Source organism: Thiorhodococcus minor (assembly GCF_010820565.1).
Classification (GTDB): Bacteria; Pseudomonadota; Gammaproteobacteria; order Chromatiales; family Chromatiaceae; genus Thiorhodococcus; species Thiorhodococcus minor.
In genome coordinates, this window is sequence record NZ_JAAIJQ010000016.1 from 42,558 (window position 1) to 60,200 (window position 17,643).

The 17,643-nt window shown below is 66.3% G+C and carries 13 protein-coding genes and 2 pseudogenes; 9 read left to right on the plus strand and 6 right to left on the minus strand.

The window, feature by feature from the left end; genetic code table 11:
* Window positions 1–2 precede the first annotated feature (2 nt).
* The 5 genes and pseudogenes from G3446_RS07470 to clpX all read left to right on the plus strand — a co-directional run bounded on the left by G3446_RS07470 (window position 3) and on the right by clpX (window position 3,713).
* The gene (locus G3446_RS07470) at window positions 3–545 is read left to right on the plus strand and encodes a hypothetical protein (protein WP_164452205.1); all 543 of its coding nucleotides are present in this window, start codon (window positions 3–5) and stop codon (window positions 543–545) included.
* 147 nt (window positions 546–692) lie between these two features.
* Entirely contained in the window at window positions 693–1,037 is a 345-nt protein-coding gene (nifW, locus tag G3446_RS07475) for a nitrogenase-stabilizing/protective protein NifW (protein ID WP_164452206.1), read from the plus strand.
* Window positions 1,021–1,479: pseudogene (locus G3446_RS07480) on the plus strand (nitrogen fixation protein NifZ); the annotation flags it as partial. The gene nifW and the pseudogene G3446_RS07480, both read left to right, overlap by 17 nt.
* Window positions 1,480–1,581: 102 nt before the next feature.
* Window positions 1,582–2,418, plus strand: a pseudogene (gene nifM / locus G3446_RS07485) (nitrogen fixation protein NifM); the annotation flags it as partial.
* On the plus strand, window positions 2,415–3,713 hold the full coding sequence (clpX, locus tag G3446_RS07490) for an ATP-dependent Clp protease ATP-binding subunit ClpX (RefSeq protein ID WP_164452207.1): 1,299 nt from the start codon (window positions 2,415–2,417) through the stop codon (window positions 3,711–3,713). The pseudogene nifM and the gene clpX, both read left to right, overlap by 4 nt.
* 114 nt (window positions 3,714–3,827) lie before the next feature.
* Here the strand turns inward: clpX and G3446_RS07495 are convergent, their stop codons facing one another.
* Both G3446_RS07495 and G3446_RS07500 read right to left on the minus strand, forming a co-directional pair.
* Window positions 3,828–4,277 carry a hypothetical protein gene (locus G3446_RS07495; protein ID WP_164452208.1) on the minus strand — a complete coding sequence of 150 codons (450 nt, stop codon included), beginning with the start codon at window positions 4,275–4,277 and terminating at the stop codon, window positions 3,828–3,830.
* Between the two features lie 490 nt (window positions 4,278–4,767).
* A complete protein-coding gene (locus G3446_RS07500) occupies window positions 4,768–6,213 on the minus strand; it encodes an alpha/beta hydrolase (protein WP_342450060.1) in 1,446 nt (481 codons plus the stop codon).
* A gap of 329 nt (window positions 6,214–6,542) precedes the next feature.
* Here G3446_RS07500 and G3446_RS07505 point away from each other — a divergent pair, with 329 nt between their 5' ends.
* Both G3446_RS07505 and G3446_RS07510 read left to right on the plus strand, forming a co-directional pair.
* Window positions 6,543–6,743, plus strand: a complete 201-nt coding sequence (locus tag G3446_RS07505) for a Trm112 family protein (RefSeq protein WP_164452238.1) — start codon at window positions 6,543–6,545, stop codon at window positions 6,741–6,743.
* A gap of 252 nt (window positions 6,744–6,995) precedes the next feature.
* Window positions 6,996–8,150, plus strand: a complete 1,155-nt coding sequence (locus G3446_RS07510; RefSeq protein WP_164452209.1) for a GGDEF domain-containing protein — start codon at window positions 6,996–6,998, stop codon at window positions 8,148–8,150.
* Window positions 8,151–8,262: 112 nt separating this feature from the next.
* On the opposite strand, the gene G3446_RS07515 is transcribed toward G3446_RS07510, so the two are convergent.
* The 3 genes from G3446_RS07515 to alr form a co-directional block, all read right to left on the minus strand.
* A complete protein-coding gene (locus tag G3446_RS07515; RefSeq protein WP_164452210.1) occupies window positions 8,263–8,850 on the minus strand; it encodes a cytochrome b/b6 domain-containing protein in 588 nt (195 codons plus the stop codon).
* A 304-nt stretch (window positions 8,851–9,154) separates the two neighbouring features.
* Complete coding sequence (gene rapA / locus G3446_RS07520; protein ID WP_164452211.1) at window positions 9,155–11,935, minus strand: RNA polymerase-associated protein RapA; 2,781 nt, start codon at window positions 11,933–11,935, stop codon at window positions 9,155–9,157.
* 121 nt (window positions 11,936–12,056) lie between these two features.
* The gene (gene alr / locus G3446_RS07525) at window positions 12,057–13,148 is read right to left on the minus strand and encodes an alanine racemase (protein ID WP_164452212.1); all 1,092 of its coding nucleotides are present in this window, start codon (window positions 13,146–13,148) and stop codon (window positions 12,057–12,059) included.
* 311 nt (window positions 13,149–13,459) lie between these two features.
* Between alr and G3446_RS07530 the strand changes: the two genes are divergently transcribed.
* The gene (locus G3446_RS07530; RefSeq protein WP_164452213.1) at window positions 13,460–14,710 is read left to right on the plus strand and encodes a bifunctional alpha/beta hydrolase/OsmC family protein; all 1,251 of its coding nucleotides are present in this window, start codon (window positions 13,460–13,462) and stop codon (window positions 14,708–14,710) included.
* Window positions 14,711–14,722: 12 nt separating this feature from the next.
* Here the strand turns inward: G3446_RS07530 and G3446_RS07535 are convergent, their stop codons facing one another.
* Window positions 14,723–16,324: a glycosyltransferase family 39 protein gene (locus G3446_RS07535; RefSeq protein ID WP_164452214.1), complete on the minus strand. Its 1,602-nt coding sequence runs from the start codon at window positions 16,322–16,324 to the stop codon at window positions 14,723–14,725.
* Window positions 16,325–16,505: 181 nt separating this feature from the next.
* Between G3446_RS07535 and G3446_RS07540 the strand changes: the two genes are divergently transcribed.
* Window positions 16,506–17,639 carry a glycosyltransferase gene (locus G3446_RS07540; protein ID WP_164452215.1) on the plus strand — a complete coding sequence of 378 codons (1,134 nt, stop codon included), beginning with the start codon at window positions 16,506–16,508 and terminating at the stop codon, window positions 17,637–17,639.
* Window positions 17,640–17,643 lie beyond the last annotated feature (4 nt).

Below are 17,643 nucleotides of genomic sequence, written 5' to 3' on the forward strand. Positions count from 1 at the left end.
AAATGGATCTTCTGGACTTCAACGGCGAGGACATGTACTTCGACGAGCCGGTCAGCCCGGAGGTCGAGTCGCTGCTCGCCGACGCGGCATCCCGCTATGGCGAGCCCGGCGCCGAGCTGAGCCTGCTGCACGCCTATTTTCTCGAGCCGCAGCACCTCAGCGTGCTCGTCGCCCTCTATCGCTATTTCTATTACAGGCACCGCTACCAAGAGGCCCTCATCATCGCGGACCGCGCTATCGCGCTCAGCGCCGAGCGCCTCGGCATCAGGGTGCACTGGCGCGAGCTGACCGAGGCGCACCTCGGCCACTCCGTGCAGGTCTCCATGGCTCTGACACGCTTCCTGCTGCTCGCACTCAAGGGCGCGGGCTACCTGCTGATGAGGCAGAACCGTCCAGCGGAGGCCCTGGAGCGCTTCGAGAAGCTCGCGGAGATCGACACCAGCGACCGGCTCGGCATCAATGAGCTGCTATCCATGGCGCGCAATGCCGTCGCCGAGGAGCAGATCGCCGGAGCCGGCGACAACGTGCGCTTCCTCGGACGCTGACGACAAGACAAGATGGATGAGATGTAGGCTGAGCAAGCGCAGCGCAGTCCACCAGACCGCGACAGCGCGATCCCATGCGGACTTCGCACGCTGATCCAACCTACTGCCAGAAACCGAGCCCAACCCCCTCGACCCCCGGAGGCGAGCATGACCAACGAAGATTTCGAGCTCGATATGAGCGAGCTTTCCAGCGCCGAGGAATTCCTCGAGTATTTCGGCATCGAGTACGAGCGCGGCATCGTGCAAGTCAATCGCCTGCACATTCTGCAGCGCTTCCATGACTATCTCGCCCAGGCGGACGAGATGCCCGAGAGCGCCGATGCACAGTGGGCGCTCCACGCGGACCTGCTCAAGGCCGCCTACGCGGACTTCGTCTCCTCCGACGCCGCCACCGAGAAGGTCTTCCGCGTCTTCCGCATGAACGAGCCCAAGCAAGTCGCCGTTCCGCTCAGCGACCTCATGGAGCAGGTTCCGCATGCGCCCTCAGTATGACTATGGCGACGAGGTCCGCGTCTTGCGCAATGTGCGCAACGACGGGACCTTTCCTGGCGAGCCCACTGGCACCCTGCTGATCCGGCGGGGCAGCACGGGCTTCGTCAAGGACGTCGGCACCTTTCTGCAGGACCAGATCATCTACTCCGTGCACTTCCTCGACAGCGACCGCATCGTCGGCTGCCGCGAGGAGGAGCTGCAGCCAGTGGACGCGCCTTGGACTCCCAGTCGCTTCGAGTTCCGCGACCAGGTCGCTACGTCCCGCCCGCTCGGCGTCGAAGGGCGCGTGATGGTCGATACGGGTGAGGTCGGCGAAGTCATCCGCGTCCTGCGCGACCACCCGGGTGGCGTCGCTTATCACGTGCACTTTCCGGGTCGCAATACCCTCATCGTTCCGGAGGCGGCCCTGACAGAGGCGCCTGAGGACGATACGGCAAGCTCAGGCACGGGGCCTCCTAGACAGACAACCACCACCAGCACCATGACCATGAGCCTCTCCTACGCCACCCAACAAGAGCCCAGCTCCGAGTACCGCTACCACTTGCTCCGCGCGGCCACCGAGCGCTTCCAGAGCGGACTGGCCGGATTGGACGAGGAGCAGATGCAGCAAGTCGAGCGACAGGCCCAGCAGACGTTCGATCTGGAAAGCCTGGTGCTGTCGACCAGCGAAGCGCGGGATACCCTGATTCCCGAGCCACGGCTGGACGACGCCGTCACCGAGATCCGTGACCGCTACCCGGATGCGGCCGCCTTCGCAGCCGAGCTGGACGCCAACGGCCTCGACGAGACCGCGCTGCGCGGTGCCTTGCATCGCGAGCTGGTCTTCGACGCCGTCATGCAGCGCATCGGCAGCCGCGCGGAGCCGGTCAACGAGACCGACGAGCGCCTTTTCTACGAGCTGCACCACGAGCGCTTCACCGCACCCGAGCGCCGCGGCGCACGCCACATCCTCATCACCATCAACGAGGAGTACGCGGAGAACGGCCGCGAGGCCGCGCGTGCACGCATCGACCAGATCGCTGCAGCCCTGAAGAAGCGCCCGGAGGACTTCGGCAAGCTGGCCCAAGCGCACTCCGAGTGCCCCACGGCCATGCAGCAGGGCCAGCTCGGCACCATTGCCCGCGGGCAGCTCTACCCCGAGCTGGACGCCGTGCTCTTCACACTCGAGCCAGGGCAGATCAGCGGGGTCGTGGAATCCGAGATCGGCCTCCACCTGCTGCTCTGTGAAATGGCGGAGCCGGTCACCACTGTCACCTTCGAGCAGGCGCGCACGAAGATCCATGCCATCCTGGACACCCGCCGGCGGCGGGAATGTCAGAAGAGCTGGATCGCTGCGCTCAAGCAACAGGCACCACCGCGAACGGAGGTCTCGACGGCATGAACGACAAGGTCCACAGCTGCTCTTTTTGCGGGGCGCAGCAAGCCCCGGAAACCCCGCTGATCGCGGGTATCGAGGGTCACATCTGCGAGGCCTGCGTCGGCCTGGCCCATCAAGTCATTAGCAGCTGGGGACGTGCCCGAGCACTGACGGGACCGCTCAAATCCCCGCCCAAGCCGATCGAGATCAAGGAGCACCTGGACCGCTACATCATTGGCCAGGAGGCCGCCAAGGAGACCCTATCGGTCGCCGTCTACAACCACTACAAGCGCCTCGCCGTCGAGGCGAGCAATCCCAAACGCTCGCTCGAGGACGACGATCGCGTCGAGATCGACAAGTCGAACATCCTGCTCCTCGGCCCCTCGGGGACGGGAAAGACCCTGCTCGCGAGCACGCTGGCGCGCATCGTCGGCGTCCCCTTCGTGATCGCGGACGCCACCACGCTGACGCAGGCAGGCTATGTGGGCGAGGACGTCGAGAGCATCCTCGCCCGTCTCTTGGACGCCGCCAACGGCAACCGCGAGGTCGCCGAATGGGGCATGGTCTACATCGACGAGGTCGATAAGCTCGCCCGCCAGGGCGAGACCGCCCACGGCACACGCGATGTCTCCGGCGAGGGCGTGCAGCAGGCGCTGCTGAAGCTGGTCGAGGGGACGCAGGTGAAGCTCGGCGGCAAGGGCCGCAAGGACGGCAGCGAGCCAGCGCTCATCGATACCCGCAACATCCTCTTCGTCGTCGGCGGTGCCTTCGCCGGGCTTGAGCAGGTGCTGAAGCGCCGCCGCAACGAGGGCGGCTTCGGGATCGGCTTCCACGCCGAGCCAGCCTCGGACGACAGCGCGGAGAAGCGCGACCCCGATCTCTACCGCGAGACCCATCCGGACGACCTACGCCAGTTCGGCTTGATTCCTGAGTTCATCGGCCGCTTCCCGGTCATCGTCGGGCTGCACGATCTGGATGAGGCCGCCTTGGTGAGAATCCTCACCGAGCCCAAGAATGCGCTGGTCCGCCAGTATCAGCAGCTTTTCAAATTCGAGGGTGTCGCGCTGGAATTCACCACGGACGCGCTCGCCGCCATCGCGCACAAGGCGATCGAGCGAGGAACCGGGGCACGCGGCCTGCGCAGCGTGCTGGAATCATTGCTACAGCGGCCGATGTTTCAACTGCCGTCGCTCGAGGGTGTCCTTAGCTGCCGGGTAGGCGTGGAAGCTGTCCTCGGCGTCGGCGAGGTCGAGTGGTGCTATGCCGAATGCGAGGCGGAAGGAGAAACGGAAGGCGCACGGGCCGAGGCTGGCGCATAGAGCGCGAGCCGGCGTTGCGGCGCCGGCTCGGGGAAGAGGTATCCAATCTCCCGGTTGAGCTGGGGGATTGGCAATGCTGCTGATCGCCGCCAGCGCTCCGGCTGGCGGCCCGCATCAAGCCACCTGCTTGTCATCGCCACCCTCGAGCTTGCGGAGCAAGGGGTATAGATGCTCCGTCTCGCGCTGAATGCGATCCATCACCAGGGCGAACATCTGCTCGGTATCCTGCAGGAACGAGCTATAGTCGCTGATGGTGAGCGCATGGCGTTTCTGCGAGCACCACTCCTTGACGTAGGCCCCGAAAATGCGCTTGATCTCGGTCGATCCAGATAGGAAGCGATTGGCGGTGTTCTTGACCTTTTGGTCCGGATAGGAAATGAGCGCACCGCAGATATCGCGATCCACCAGCTCCATGTGCTCGCGAATCCGGTTGGTAAGATCGAAGAAGACGTCGCAGGCGACATCTGTGTCGCACATGGAGCGCTCGCGGACCAGATAGAGAAAGACGTTCGACAGCTCCGTAATCTTATGGTTCTGAGCGTGCAATTGCGCAAAAGCGACCATCGTAATACTCCTCCGGTCGGTGGAACGGCAGCCTAAGGATGTTATTGATTCGCTCCGCAGTGGGAGACTTTTGTCCTTCAGAGGTGGCTATGGACACAGGCCGTGATTCTGTCCACGACTCCAGCAAACCATAGCGGTCCCGGTATCTTACGCGAAACCTTATCTTGAATATAGTTTGCGCGCGATCAAGTTTTATTGATACCTCAATGCGGAGCGCATGGGCGCCTCGCTCCCGCACATCCCAAGGCTCGCGTGACTTTATGGGCATTCCGGGGGCCGCAGCTCCATGCCGAGCGAGCCCGCGAAGGGCCTTGATCGTCAGTCGGACCGGTAGGGTGGACGAGCGAGAGCGAAGTCCACCGAATCCCGCGCCGGCGTTGGTAGACTGCGCGGCGCTCGTCCACCCTTGCGGGACGCCGGGCCAATGGATGAGCGACGCCCGCGAAGCGAGGGGCCTTGTCGCAAGTGGTGGCGGTGGCACCAACGCGAGTCAAGCCCCGACCAGAGGAAACGTGACTGCCGTCGCCACCGCGAAGGCGATCGCGCTCGCAACGGCCCCAACGAAAGGATGCTGGGTGCGTCTGTACACCCAGCCGCTCATCAAGCCGTAGACGACGAAGAAGACCAGGATCGCCGGCACGATGATGATCAGGAAGAACAGCTCGTTGAGATTCAGCATGACCGCCAACAGCAATGACAGCAGAAAGAGCACCTTGGTGAGGACATCGCCCCCCCTGGCCGCACCCTCGCCGCGCGTGAGCCATTCGTTCGCCATGAAGTAGGCGAGTGTCCCGCCGAGCATTGCCGCCACGACCCAGATGCGCTCGAGACCTGGCAGCAAGGCAGTGACGAAGCTGTCCGTGGAAACCCCGAATGCCAAGGTGAAATAGGCGGCCGTCACCACAGTCGCCAGCACATAGCCCCGCAAGCGAGGCTCCGGGCTTTGGGTCTTCTGCACAGAGAAGGGGCCAGCGCGCAGCGCCCAAAGTCCGAGCGCGGTCAGCGCCCCATAGACCCCGAAATGCAGGGCCAAATAGTCCCCGATCAGCACGGGCAAGAAGTCGGTCGGGAGCTTCCAGAGGATGAGGGGGGTGAGCACCGCCGGCGCGATGGCGATCGGCAGCAGGCGCCGCCAGGGCAGACCGGCCCCCGTCGGGCGCTCGGCAACCCGGGGCAAGAGGCGCGACAATGGCCAGGCGAGGCCGACCAGCCCGAGGTAGAGCAGGCCGAGCCAAGGCCCGCGCTTGTCGATGAAGCCGCCACCACTGCGCCCGAAGGTCTGGTCGAGCCAGTCGAGCGCGGCGCTGAGGCCTTCGCTGGCGTAGAGCACGCCGATGTGCTCGACGCCTCCGGCCAGCAGCAAGCGGCGCCCGGTGCCGTCGCCCAGGCTTCCCAGGGTCACTCCGGGCTCGGCGGCTCCGTCGCGCCCGTCCGACAAGACCTCCATCCCCTGACGATGCAGCATTTCTGGCTCGAGCGCCCCGTAGATCAGGAGCAGATTGGGCAGGTTGGCGGTTTGCGTATCCTCGGCCAGGTAGGGCGAGAGCAGCACCAAGGCGGAGACCTGGTCGGGATGCGCCAGGGCATAGCGTGCCAGGACATCCCCGGCCATCGAGTGTCCAACCAGGGCGAGACGCCCATCCGCCCCAGGCTGCGACAAAGCCAGGTCCACCGCGGGCCCTAGGGCATTGAGCAAGATCCGCAACCGCTTCTCCTGGTCCATCAGGCTCGACACGAAGGGATCCGCATTGCGCCCGTGGCCAGGAAAATCGAAGGTGACCACAATGTAGCCGGCGCGCGCCAGCGTCGTCGCGTAGGGCTGCATCAGCTGCTGGGATCCGGCGAATCCGTGCGCGATGACGACCGCAGGTGCCGCGCGCGCCTCGAGCGGCCGGTAGACCGTCAGTGGAAGCTGGCCGATCCGCTCAGACTGCACTTGCAGACCCTGCGTCGCTTGGCCCAGCTGCCATAGCCCGACGCAAATAGCCGCAATGGCTACGACCGCAACGGCCGTGGACGCGCGGCCAGCCCAAGACGCATCTAGCAGTTTTCTCGAGACAGCGAGCAAGATCGGCTCCTTAACTGAGCGCCAGCGGCGCGATCACACATCATGAATCGGCAGCCGCGCTGCCACCAGTGCACTCAGACCGCGCCCCTCCGTCAATACAAAGCTTTGAATCGAGAGCTGGCGGCTGCGATGGGGGTTCTAGGTTAAACTCGACACTGAGCAGAGATAGAATCCTCATTCGGAGCAATCAAGCCATGCTGGACAAGAAGCTACTCGACATCCTGGTCTGCCCTGTGACCAAGGGCCCGCTCGTCTTCGACCGCGACAGGGCGGAGCTCATCTCGCTCTCCGCGCAGCTCGCCTACCCCATTCGTGACGACATCCCCGTGATGCTCGAAGAGGAGGCCCGCCACCTTTCGCTGGAAGAAATGGACAGCTACCGCGAGGCGGCACGCTAGCCAACACAGACCCGACAGCGGCGCCCAAGCGAGCGGACCTGGCGCATGAGGCCGGCCGCAACCGCTCGATCTCGCCTCGGATGTTCCGAAGTGACCGCGCGAGGTCGCACAAGCAAGCCCTTGGAGACAAGCCGACAAGCAAGCACCCACAAGCTCGGAGCCGGCCCACGCCGATCCCCCTCGGGGGCAGAGCGCTCTGCCGCTTAGAGCCGGGCCGAATCCGGCTCCCCGAGGACGGTGCCGAGGTTGCGATTGACCGATCTCCTTCCCAGACCGCGGACAAGACGGGCTCGAGAGGCCCTCGCCGTCCAGATCGAGCAAGCCTACGCGCAGCTCCGCACCTCGCTGACCGTCAATATCCTCAATGGCCTCATCGTCGTCCTCATCTTCTGGGACGTCCTCGGCCCACGCCGCCTCCTCGCCTGGCTGCTCGCCCTCTACGCGGTCACCCTGCTCAGATATCTCGTACTGCGCGAATTCGAGGCACCGGCGAAGCGCTCCCGACAAAGCCACCTAGATTGGGGCTCGCTCTTCATGCTCGGCGCCTTGGCATCCGGACTCGTCTGGGGTACGGCCGGCATCGTCCTCTTCCACCCGACCTCGGTGGCGCATCAGATCTTCCTGGCCTTCGTTCTCGGAGGCATGATCGCGGGCGCTCTACCACTGCTTTCAGCCATCGTCCCGGCCTTTCCCCTGTTCGCGATCCCAGTCGCCATCCCGATCATGCTCGAGCTCGCGACCGCCGGGACGCGGCTGCACCTGACCATGGCGCTGCTCGTCCTCATCTTCCTAGTCGCCATGCTCGTCTCGTCGGCGCGCTTCAGCCGCGTCTTCCGCGAGTCGATCGAGCTTCGCATCAAGCTGAGCTCATCCATCAAGGAGAAAGAGCAAGAGGCCTTGCTGGCGCGGATCGACACGCTCACCGGCATCGCCAACCGCCGGCTGTTCGATGAAGCCCTCGCGAGCGAATGGAGACGCGCTCAGCGCACGGAAACCCGCCTGTCCCTGCTGATCGCGGACATCGATCACTTCAAGCGCTACAACGACCAGCTCGGACACCCGGCGGGCGACGCCTGCCTCAAGAAGGTGGCCGCCTCCATGGCCACCGCCGCCCGCCGTCCGGGCGACCTCGCCGCACGCATCGGCGGCGAGGAGTTCGCCTTCATCCTGCCCAATACGGGCTATCGCGACGCCGGGGCGATCGCCGAGCGCATCCGCGAGGACATCCTGGCGCTGCAGATCCCACACCCCGCCTCGCCCATCTCGGACTGCGTCACCATCAGCCTCGGCGTCGCCGAGCTCAGGCCGAAAGCAGGCACATCGCCACAGGCCCTTATCCAGGCCGCCGACGACGCCCTCTATCGCGCCAAGAGCCAGGGACGCAACCAGGTCGTTGCCACGGCCTAGGCAGGGGAGCAGGGGCGCGCCAGGTGGCGCCCCGCGGCGAGCAGCACCAGAATCGCACCCAGCGCGAAGATGCCGGCCCCGAAGGGCCGCGGCCGCCGGCCTCGCTCCCGGCTCATTGCGCCTTCTCGCGCTTGTCGCCGGTGATCATGGCGCCGATCAGATTCTCCTGGTGCGCCATGCTGGAAAAGAGCACCCCGGCCAGGTGGGCAAGCACCAGCCCGAGCGACAGGAAGGCGAAGAATTCGTGCACCTCCTCGAGCGCCTCATTCTCGTAGCCGTGCGCGTCCGCGAGAGAGAGCCCCGTGAGCCCGGTCAAGCCGACGGACAGGATGAGCGCGAGGATCATGGCGCCGCCGGCCGGGTTGTGCCCGAGATAGCGTGGGGCGCGAAAGGCGATGGCATCCTTGAGATAGGCGAGCACGGCGCGGGGGCCGCGGACGAAATCGGTGAAACGGGCATGGCGCGCTCCGATCACACCCCAGACGAGCCGCACCGCGAGGAGCCCAAGGACCAGATAGCCGGCCCAGATGTGCAGGCCCATGACTTCGTCCTCGGTCACGAAGGCCACCGCGAAGGCGGCGACCAGCGTCCAGTGGAAGACCCGCACCAAGGGGTCCCAGACGCGGACCTTACCTGTGCCCGGGGAAGAGTGGTCGATTGTGCGCTCTGCTCCGGCCGGAGCTTGCGTGGATGTCGTCATGAGTCAATTACCTCGGCGAATCGTTGTCCTGCGGGATCACGGCCGATATTGCCGCGTGTCGAGGCGTAGATTAGTGCCGAGGCACTGACCGATGCCTATCGGCCGTTGTCAGCGTTCGGTCAGGGGGGAAAGGCAGTGGGCAGTGGGCAGTGGGCAGTGGGATGCTAGCGAGCCTTCAGCGCGCGATCCTCCGAGGTGCCTGGAGCAGAGGATGCGCGCCAACAGCTACCGAGCATGACTGCCGCCGATTCGCATCAGGTCCAGGCCAGGCCCCAGAGGAGAGAGGCGCCGAGCAGACGCGCGCTCAGGTGGTCACCATCACCCGGGCGGCGTCGATGCGCAGGTGCGTCTTGGCCAGATAGGCCTCGAGCCGCGTGCGGCGGTCCGTCAGGCGCTCGATCTCGTCCCGGCGCACATTGGGATTGACCTTCGCCAGCGCGACCAGACGCTCCAGCTCTTCGGCCAACACCGCCTGCATGCGCTCCGTCGCGTCCCGCTGCAGCTGCTCGACGCGGTCGCGCGCCAGCCCGTCGCCACGCGCCAGCATCTCGGTCAGGCGCGGGATCTGGGACTTGATGACCTGGCGGGCCAGCTTGAAATTGCGCGTCAGACAATCGCCCCGGATCACCTCGTGAGGGATCTCCTCGGCGTAATCCTTGCCCTCGCCGTCGAGGAGCAGCCGCACCAGGGTCGGCGGCAGGAAGCGCCCCACCTGCAGCTCCGGCGGCGCGGGGCACTCGGCGACATAGAGCAGCTCCAGCAGGAGGGTGGCGCGCTTGAAGCGCCCGTCCTTGATGAGGATGAGCCCGGAGGTGCCCAGGTCAGAGGCGGTCAGCAGCTCCATGGCCTCGCGCACCATGGGGTGCTCCCAGGTCAGGAGATCGCGATCCTCGTGCGCCAGTGCGCTGGCGCGCTCGAAGGTCGCGGTGAGCCCATCCTCGGGCAGCCGGGGGAAGTGCTCCTGGAGCATCTGATTGCCGGGCCGCGCCACGATCGACCCGCCTGGACCAGGCTCATGCTCGACACCGAAGGCATCCCAGAACCGAGTCAGATAGTCGGCGACCTCACGCCCCGCATCGATCTCCTCGATGCTGTCGACCAAGGCAAGATCGGCCTTGGCCCGATGGGAGTGGATCTCCAGCAGACGATCGCGCCCGGCTGCCAGCTCGCGGTTGAGCCGCTCGGTCAGGGCGCCTGTGTCCGCGATCAGGGACTCGATCTCCGCCCCCCCATCCAGGGCGCTCAACAGCACCGGGCCCAGCTCGGCCAAGACCGCAGAGGCCGCCGGACAGCTGTGCTCGAAGGCATCGAGACCCTCGGCATACCAGCGGAAGAGCGTCTCGCTCGCCGCGCCCGAGAAATAAGGCACATGGATGCGGATGGTCTGGGTCTGGCCGATGCGATCGAGGCGCCCGATGCGCTGCTCCAGCAGGTCTGGGTCCAAGGGCAGGTCGAACAGTACCAGATGATGGGCGAACTGGAAGTTGCGTCCCTCGCTGCCGATCTCCGAGCAGAGCAGGAGCTGACTACCGTCCTCCACGGCGGCGAAGTAGGCCGCCGCGCGATCGCGCTCGACGATCTCCATGCCCTCGTGGAAGACCGCCGCATAGATGCCGGCGCGACACAGCAATGCCTCGCGCAGCTCGAGCACGGTCTTCGCGTGCGCGCAGATCAGGAGCACCTTGGCCGGCCGCAGCTCCTTCAGGAGCTGGATCAGCCAATCGACGCGCGGATCCACGTCGGCCCAATCGCCGCCCAAGCAACGCTCGGGGGTCAGGCGCTGAGAGGACTCCGCCGACAGCGCCTGATAGGCCTGGGGCTCGGTTAGCGGATGAGGGATGAGCTGGCGCTCCGGGAAGCCTGGAATCGAGGCCCGGGTATTGCGGAAGAGCACCCGCCCCGTCCCGTGACGATCGAGCAGATGGGCGATGATTTCTTCACGCCCCTGGCCCTGGATGTCTCCCAGCAGGGATTCCAGCAGAGCCTGGTCGGCATCGCTCAGAGACTCGCCATCGAGCAGTCGCGCGGCCAGATCCGCGATCGGCGCATAGTGCGCCTCTTCCTCTAGAAATGCCTGGTAGTCGTGGAAACGGTCCGGATCCAGGATCCTGAGGCGCCCGAAATGGCCGGCGCGCCCCAGCTGCTCGGGCGTCGCCGTCAGCAGCAGGACACCGGGCGTCTCCTGCGCCAGCGCCTCGATGAGGTCGTACTCGAGACTGGATTCGGTCTCGGACCAGGCCAGGTGATGGGCCTCGTCGACCACCATCAGATCCCACTGCGCCTCCAGGGCCGCACGCGCGGCGTCTGGGGTCGCGGCGATGAGATCCAGGCTGCAGAGCACCTGCTGCTCGTCCTGAAAGGGATTCCCGTCGCTGATGGCGTCGAAGCGCTCGCGATCGTAGAGCGCGAATCTGAGATTGAAGCGCCGCCGCATCTCCACGAGCCATTGGTGCAGCAGCGGCTCCGGCGTCACGATGAGCACGCGGCGCGCCTGACCGGTCAGCAGCATGCGGTGCAGGATGAGCCCGGCCTCGATGGTCTTGCCCAGCCCGACCTCGTCGGCCAGCAGGACTCTAGGCGCCTCTCGGCCAGCCACCTCGGCGGCAATGTGCAGCTGGTGGGGGATGAGGGCGACCCTGGCCCCGACCAGCCCGAGTGCGGGCGAGCTGGCCTCGCGCATGCCCTGCATCCAGGTTCGATAGCGCAGGGAGAACCAATGGTCGCGATCGATGCGGCCGGACAGGAGCCGCTGCTGAGGACGGTTGAAGCGCATCCGGTCGTCGAGCTCGGCCTCCGGCAGGGTCACGCGCCGACCGTCCAGGTCCTCGCACGCATAGGTTAGGAGCCCGCCGTCGTCCTGCGCCCCGGTGACCAGGAGCCTGCGGCCGCGGTGGTCGCGGACGCGCTCGCCAGGCGCGAGCTCGACGCGCACGAGGGGCGCATCCCGCATGGCGTAGAGCCGCGTCTCCCCCGTTGCCGGAAAGGCAATCTGCACGCAACGGCCATCCGTCGACATGACAATGCCCAGACCCAGCTCGGCCTGGGTCTCGCTCAGCCAGCGCTGGCCAGGCACGAATTCTTGCATTTCTCTTCAGTCACCGGAGCCGTCATCAAACAGCCTGCCATGCTAACACCCCAGGGGAGCTTGACCCAATTCGAGCATGCCTCCACGCAGCGGACCCGCAGCGCGACGCCGGCGACGTCCGTCACCCCGAGGCGTAGACCAGAGGCACGCGTCGGCTGATGCTGGTGAAGAGCTGGTAGGCGATGGTGTCACTCCAGCGCGCAACGTCCGCCGCCGCCACCCGCCGCCCCCAGAGCTCCACCCTGTCGCCCAGTCCGGCGTTGTCGAGCCCAGTGAGATCCACTGTGATCATGTCCATGGAGACACGCCCGATCACACGGGTCAGTTGGCCATTGACCGCGACCGGGGTCCCATCCTTGGCATGGCGCGGATAGCCGTCCGCGTAGCCGACGGCCACCACGCCGACCCGCATCGGCCGATCGCAGACGAAGCGGCCGCCGTAGCCGACCGGCTCGCCGGGGGCGAGGTCGCGGATCGAGATGAGCGCCGACTCCAAGGTCATCGCCGGCCGGAGCCCTGCCGCCCGTGCCACGGCCTCCGCGAAGGGCGAGGCCCCGTAGAGCATGATGCCGGGACGGACCCAATCGCGATGGGTCTGCGGCCACGCCAGAATGGCGGCGGAGTTGGCGAGGCTGCACGGCAGTTGGAGTCCCTGCAAGGCCCCGTCGAAGACCTCGACCTGATTTGCCGTGTAGGGATGCCGCGGCTCATCCGCACGGGCGAAATGGGTCATGGCATGCACCGCCGCCACGTGCGGGCAGCCGCGCAAGCGTGCATGGGCGGCGCGGAAATCCCCTGGCGCAAAGCCAACCCGATGCATGCCCGAGTCGATCTTGATCCAGCATTCCAGCGGTCTCTCCGGACGCGCGGCCAGCACCCAATCCAGCTGCTGCTGGCAATGCACCACCAGCGCAAGCCCGGCGCGGTCCGCCAGGACGATCTCGTCCGGCGAGAAGGCCCCTTCCAAGAGCAAGACGCGATTGCGGATCCCCGATTCGCGCAGCTCCAGGGCCTCCGCGACACAGGCGACCGCGAAGCCGTCGGCCTCCGGCGCCAATGCCTGGCCGACCCGCACGGCACCATGCCCATAGGCGTTGGCCTTGATGATGGCCAGGGCACGCGCCGCGGGGGCAGCGCGTTTCGCGAGACGGTAGTTGTGCAGGATGGCATCCAGATGGATGCGGGCGCTGAGCGGACGGGCTTGAGGGGTCATGCGATCACTTTGCCATGGGCGCGACACCCTTGTCGCGGAGGCGATGGTGTCACAAGGGCGATGGCGTCGAGGAGGTCCCCGCCCCCGCATCCACGCCGACCGCGCTCGGGAAAGGCTGCGGCGCAGAATATAATTCAATGATTATATTGAGCTTTATCGGCGATCCAGTTCGCACCCTTGCGGCCTCTGCGTTATATTGCGCCGCAGCATGAGAGGCCGCAGGCGACGCAAGGCACGCCTGGCGCCGCTTGATTGCCACCACACCGGTCACAACCCAGCCTGGATGCAACGCTGAACGGATTGCCTTAGGAATGTCACGCACCAAGCTCGAATTCCCCAATTCCGAGGGCGAGACCCTCGTCGGTCTCTTGGAGACGCCGCCGGATCGCGTCCCCATCGCCCGCTATGCCCTCTTCGCCCACTGCTTCACCTGCAGCAAGGATGTGGCGGCCGCAAGCCGCATCAGCCGCGCGCTGGCGGCGCGCGGCATCGCCTCGCTCCGCTTCGATTTCACCGGCCTGGGAAACAGCGACGGCGACTTCGCGAACACCAATTTCTCATCCAACGTCCAGGACCTGCTGGCCGCCGCGCGCAAGCTCGAGCAGGACTTCGAGGCACCGGCCCTGCTGATCGGGCACAGCCTGGGCGGCGCCGCCGTGCTGGCCGCGGCACCCCAGCTCCCCTCGGTCGAGGCCGTCGTCACCATCGCCGCACCGGCCACCGCCTCGCATGTCCAGCACCTGCTGAGTGGGGCACGCGGTCAGCTGGAGGAGACGGGGGAGGCCGACATCACCATCGGCCTGCGCCGTTTCCGCATCAAGAAGCAGTTGCTCGATGACTTGGCCCAATACGGCGATGCCGACCACATCCGTCATCTGAACCGTGCCCTTCTGGTCTTCCACTCGCCGCTGGACACCATCGTCGACATCGAGGAAGCGGCCAAGATCTACCAGGCGGCGCGCCACCCCAAGAGCTTCATCTCGCTCGACAACGCCGACCACATGCTCAGCAACCGTGAAGACGCCGAGTATGTCGCCGAGACCCTGGTCGCCTGGGCCAGCCGCTACCTGGGGCTCGGCAAGCACGCCTTCGAGCCGAGCACGGGCACCGCACCCAAGGTGGCGCCGGGCGAGGTGCTGGTCACGGAGATCGACACCAACTTCCTGCGCGGCCTCTACACCGAGAGGCACCAGTGGCTGGCCGACGAGCCCAAGTCGGTCGGCGGCTCGGACCTCGGCCCTTCACCCTACGACCTGCTCCTCATGGCGCTGGGCGCCTGCACCTCCATGACGCTGCGCATGTATGCCAAGCGCAAGGGCATGGACCTGGACGATGTCGAGGTCCTGCTCCGGCACGAGCGCGACTATGCCCAGGATTGCAGTGCCTGCGAAGAGAAGGTCGCCAAGGTCGACCGCATCGTCCAGCGCATCAACATACACGGCAATCTCAGCGCCGCCGAGCGCAGGCGGCTGCTGGAGATCGCCGAGCGCTGCCCGGTGCATCGCACGCTCGATGCCATGCCTCGGATCGACACCTCCTATCTCGAAGAGGATCCGAGCTGAGCGCCCAAGGATTCACTCAGGCAGGTAAAGGTAGAGCCGCCAGCTGTGCAGCGGGCGTCGGCAAGGCGGCTCTGCCCCCTCCGTCAATGGCGCCCTCGGGCAGTCGAAGAGCAACCGCTGCCGCTGGGGCAGAAAACCGGGAATCTCCGGCGGGGCCCCGAAGCGGGTCACCAGCCAGAATGGCGTCGTCACCGCCTTCGGAGCCACGCGCGGCGCGATCCGCCCCCTCAGATATTCCGAGGGCCGTGTCAGACCAGGCCATTGCGACGTCTCGAGATCCGGCTGGTAGAACCTCAGCATGGCCGTCGTCTGGTAGCGGTCTGCATAGACGGGCGCGTCCAGACCTGCAGCGATCCGCGCGAGCGCCTCGAAACCATGGGTCTCGCGCAGGATGCGGTTCTGACTGTCCGGAAGAGGCAGCGCATCCGTCGCGGCGTGGAAGGCATAGAGGCTGACGAGCAGGAGATTGACGCCGACGCCCGCTGCCGCCCAAGCGCGGACCGGGTGCAGCCACAGGGCCACCAGGGGTGCCGCGGCCATGAGATACATGGCGGGCCAGTTGGCCTCGACCTCGCTGCCCCAGGACACCAGGGCGAAGAAGATCAGGGGAAAGGCAGCCGCGGCGATCAGGAGCGCGCGCGCCGGACGCGTCAGGAGCGGCTTGGCATCGGCCGAGGTCGCCTTGATCGCGCCAGACCGAGACCATAAGGGCGCAAGCAAAGCGACCAGGATGCCCCCCCAGAGCCCGAGCTGAGTCCCCGCGTAGCCCGCCAGGCTCCACAGGCGCTCGGCAGCGGACTGCGGCCCGGCGTGATCGATGGCGCCGGCCTCCGGGGCGACGAAGCCAGGTGCCTCGGTCGAGAAGCCATGACCGAACTGGAATCCCAGGCTTACCCAATCGTGCTGGGCATTCCACACCAGGTTGGGCGAGAAAACCAGCAACGCGGCCAGACCGCCCAGATAGGGCCAGGGCGTTCGCAGCGCCCGCCAGTCAGCCCACAGAATGGCCCAGAGGAAGACCGGGCCGATGAGCACCATGGTGTACTTGCCGAGTAGCCCGAGACCAACCGCGACGCCCGCGGTGATCCAGCGACGCCGGTCGACGGCCAGCGCCCGCTCGGCCTCGTGCAAGGCCAGCGCCCAGGCCAGGGCGAGCGCGCTGTCCGGGGTCAGGATGACCCCGCCGGCAAGGCCCGGCAAGGTACCGAAGGCGAGCGCCAAGGCGAGCGCCACAACCCCGCCCTGCCCGAGACCGGAATTGACATAGAGCCTGGCGAGGATCAGCAAGGTGAGCATGCCGGCGAGGACACCACCAAGCCGCGCCATCAAGGCCGAGCCGGGCTCCAAGAGCCCACCGACACCGAGCAGGGCGACACCCGGCGGGTGGTCGAAATAGCCCCAGGCGAGACTGCGCGCCCAGTCGAAGTAGTAGGCCTCGTCCTGGGTGACAGGCAGGAAGCCGGCAACGACGAGACGCCAGAGCGTCATCGCGGCGATCAGGAGCAGGATCAGACCCCAGGGCGAGCGATTCTCGGTGGAAGGGCTCGAATCTGTGCAATAGCGTGAAACAGTGGAAGAGCTTGAAACAGTGGAATAGCTAGAAGCTGAAGTCATGCGTCTGGCTCGACGGATCCCCATACTGTGCTACCAAAGCGGGAGGCAGCGGCTCGCTTCGCCGCGTCCAGAGTGACTGCCATGGGCGCACCCCCAACAGCCACGCGGACCTAGCGAACGGGTTAGAATGCGCCTCCTTCCAACAGACGCGCGACCTCAAGCGCCTGACCAGACGCCATCGATGACCGAAGCAGCCGCCCACTCACTCAACTGCCATCCCCCCGAGCTCGCCATCATCGTCCCGACCTACAACGAGGCCGGATCGGTCGAGGAGCTCGCGCGCCTGGTCGCGACCACACTGGAAGGCGTTGCCTGGGAGCTGATCTTCGTCGACGACGACTCGCCCGACGGCACCGCAGAGCGCGCGCGCGCGCTCTCACGTCAGGACCCGCGCATTCGCGTCATCCGGCGCGTCGGGCGACGCGGCCTCTCCTCCGCGTGCATCGAGGGCATGCTGGCGACTTCCGCACCCTACCTGGCCGTCATGGACGGCGACCTGCAGCACGACGAAACACTGCTGCCGCAGATGCTCAGGGTCATCAAAGAGGACGACCTGGAAGTCGTCGTCGGCAGCCGCTATGTCGCGGGCGGCGGCGTGGGCGACTGGAGTGCGCGGCGCCAATCCATGAGCAGGCTCGCAACCCGCATCGGCCAGCGCCTCATCCGTGTCGAGCTGCAGGACCCCATGAGCGGCTTCTTCATGGTGCGCGCCAGCGTCATCCACGCATGCGTGCACCAGCTCACCGGCGTCGGCTTCAAGATCCTACTGGATATCTTCTCCGCCGCCGAGCGTCCGCTGCGCTTCCGCGAGCTCCCCTTCACCTTCCGCCAGCGTCACGCCGGCAGCAGCAAGCTGGACAACGCCGTCCTCTGGGAATATCTGCTGATGCTCACCCAGAAGACGATCGGCCCACTCATCCCGGTACGCTTCATCGCCTTCTCCATCATCGGCGGACTGGGTGTCTTCGTGCACCTGGCCGTGCTTTGGCCCATGCTGCAATGGCTCGGCAGCGGCGCCTTCCTGCTCAGTCAGAGCGCGGCGACCCTGGTCGCCATGACCAGCAACTTCTTCCTCAACAACACCCTGACCTATCGCGACATGCGGCTGCGCGGGGTGCAGCTGCTCTGGGGCTGGCTGAGCTTCGTGGCGACCTGCAGCGTCGGCGCACTGGCCAACGTCGGCATTGCCAACTATCTCTTCCAGGAAGGCCACTCGGGCTGGCTCCTATCGGCCTTGGCGGGCATTCTCGTGGGCGCGGTCTGGAACTACGCCGTCACCGCCGTCTACACCTGGCGGCGCCCGCAAGCCGCCTAAGCCC

Coding starts and splice junctions, on each gene's coding strand:
- G3446_RS07470 (WP_164452205.1), top strand. CDS start 3: ATGGATCTTCTGGACTTCAACGGCGAGGACATGTACTTCGACGAGCCG.
- nifW (WP_164452206.1), top strand. CDS start 693: ATGACCAACGAAGATTTCGAGCTCGATATGAGCGAGCTTTCCAGCGCC.
- clpX (WP_164452207.1), top strand. CDS start 2,415: ATGAACGACAAGGTCCACAGCTGCTCTTTTTGCGGGGCGCAGCAAGCC.
- G3446_RS07495 (WP_164452208.1), bottom strand. CDS start 4,277: ATGGTCGCTTTTGCGCAATTGCACGCTCAGAACCATAAGATTACGGAG.
- G3446_RS07515 (WP_164452210.1), bottom strand. CDS start 8,850: ATGACGACATCCACGCAAGCTCCGGCCGGAGCAGAGCGCACAATCGAC.
- rapA (WP_164452211.1), bottom strand. CDS start 11,935: ATGCAAGAATTCGTGCCTGGCCAGCGCTGGCTGAGCGAGACCCAGGCC.
- alr (WP_164452212.1), bottom strand. CDS start 13,148: ATGACCCCTCAAGCCCGTCCGCTCAGCGCCCGCATCCATCTGGATGCC.
- G3446_RS07530 (WP_164452213.1), top strand. CDS start 13,460: ATGTCACGCACCAAGCTCGAATTCCCCAATTCCGAGGGCGAGACCCTC.
- G3446_RS07535 (WP_164452214.1), bottom strand. CDS start 16,324: ATGACTTCAGCTTCTAGCTATTCCACTGTTTCAAGCTCTTCCACTGTT.
- G3446_RS07540 (WP_164452215.1), top strand. CDS start 16,506: ATGACCGAAGCAGCCGCCCACTCACTCAACTGCCATCCCCCCGAGCTC.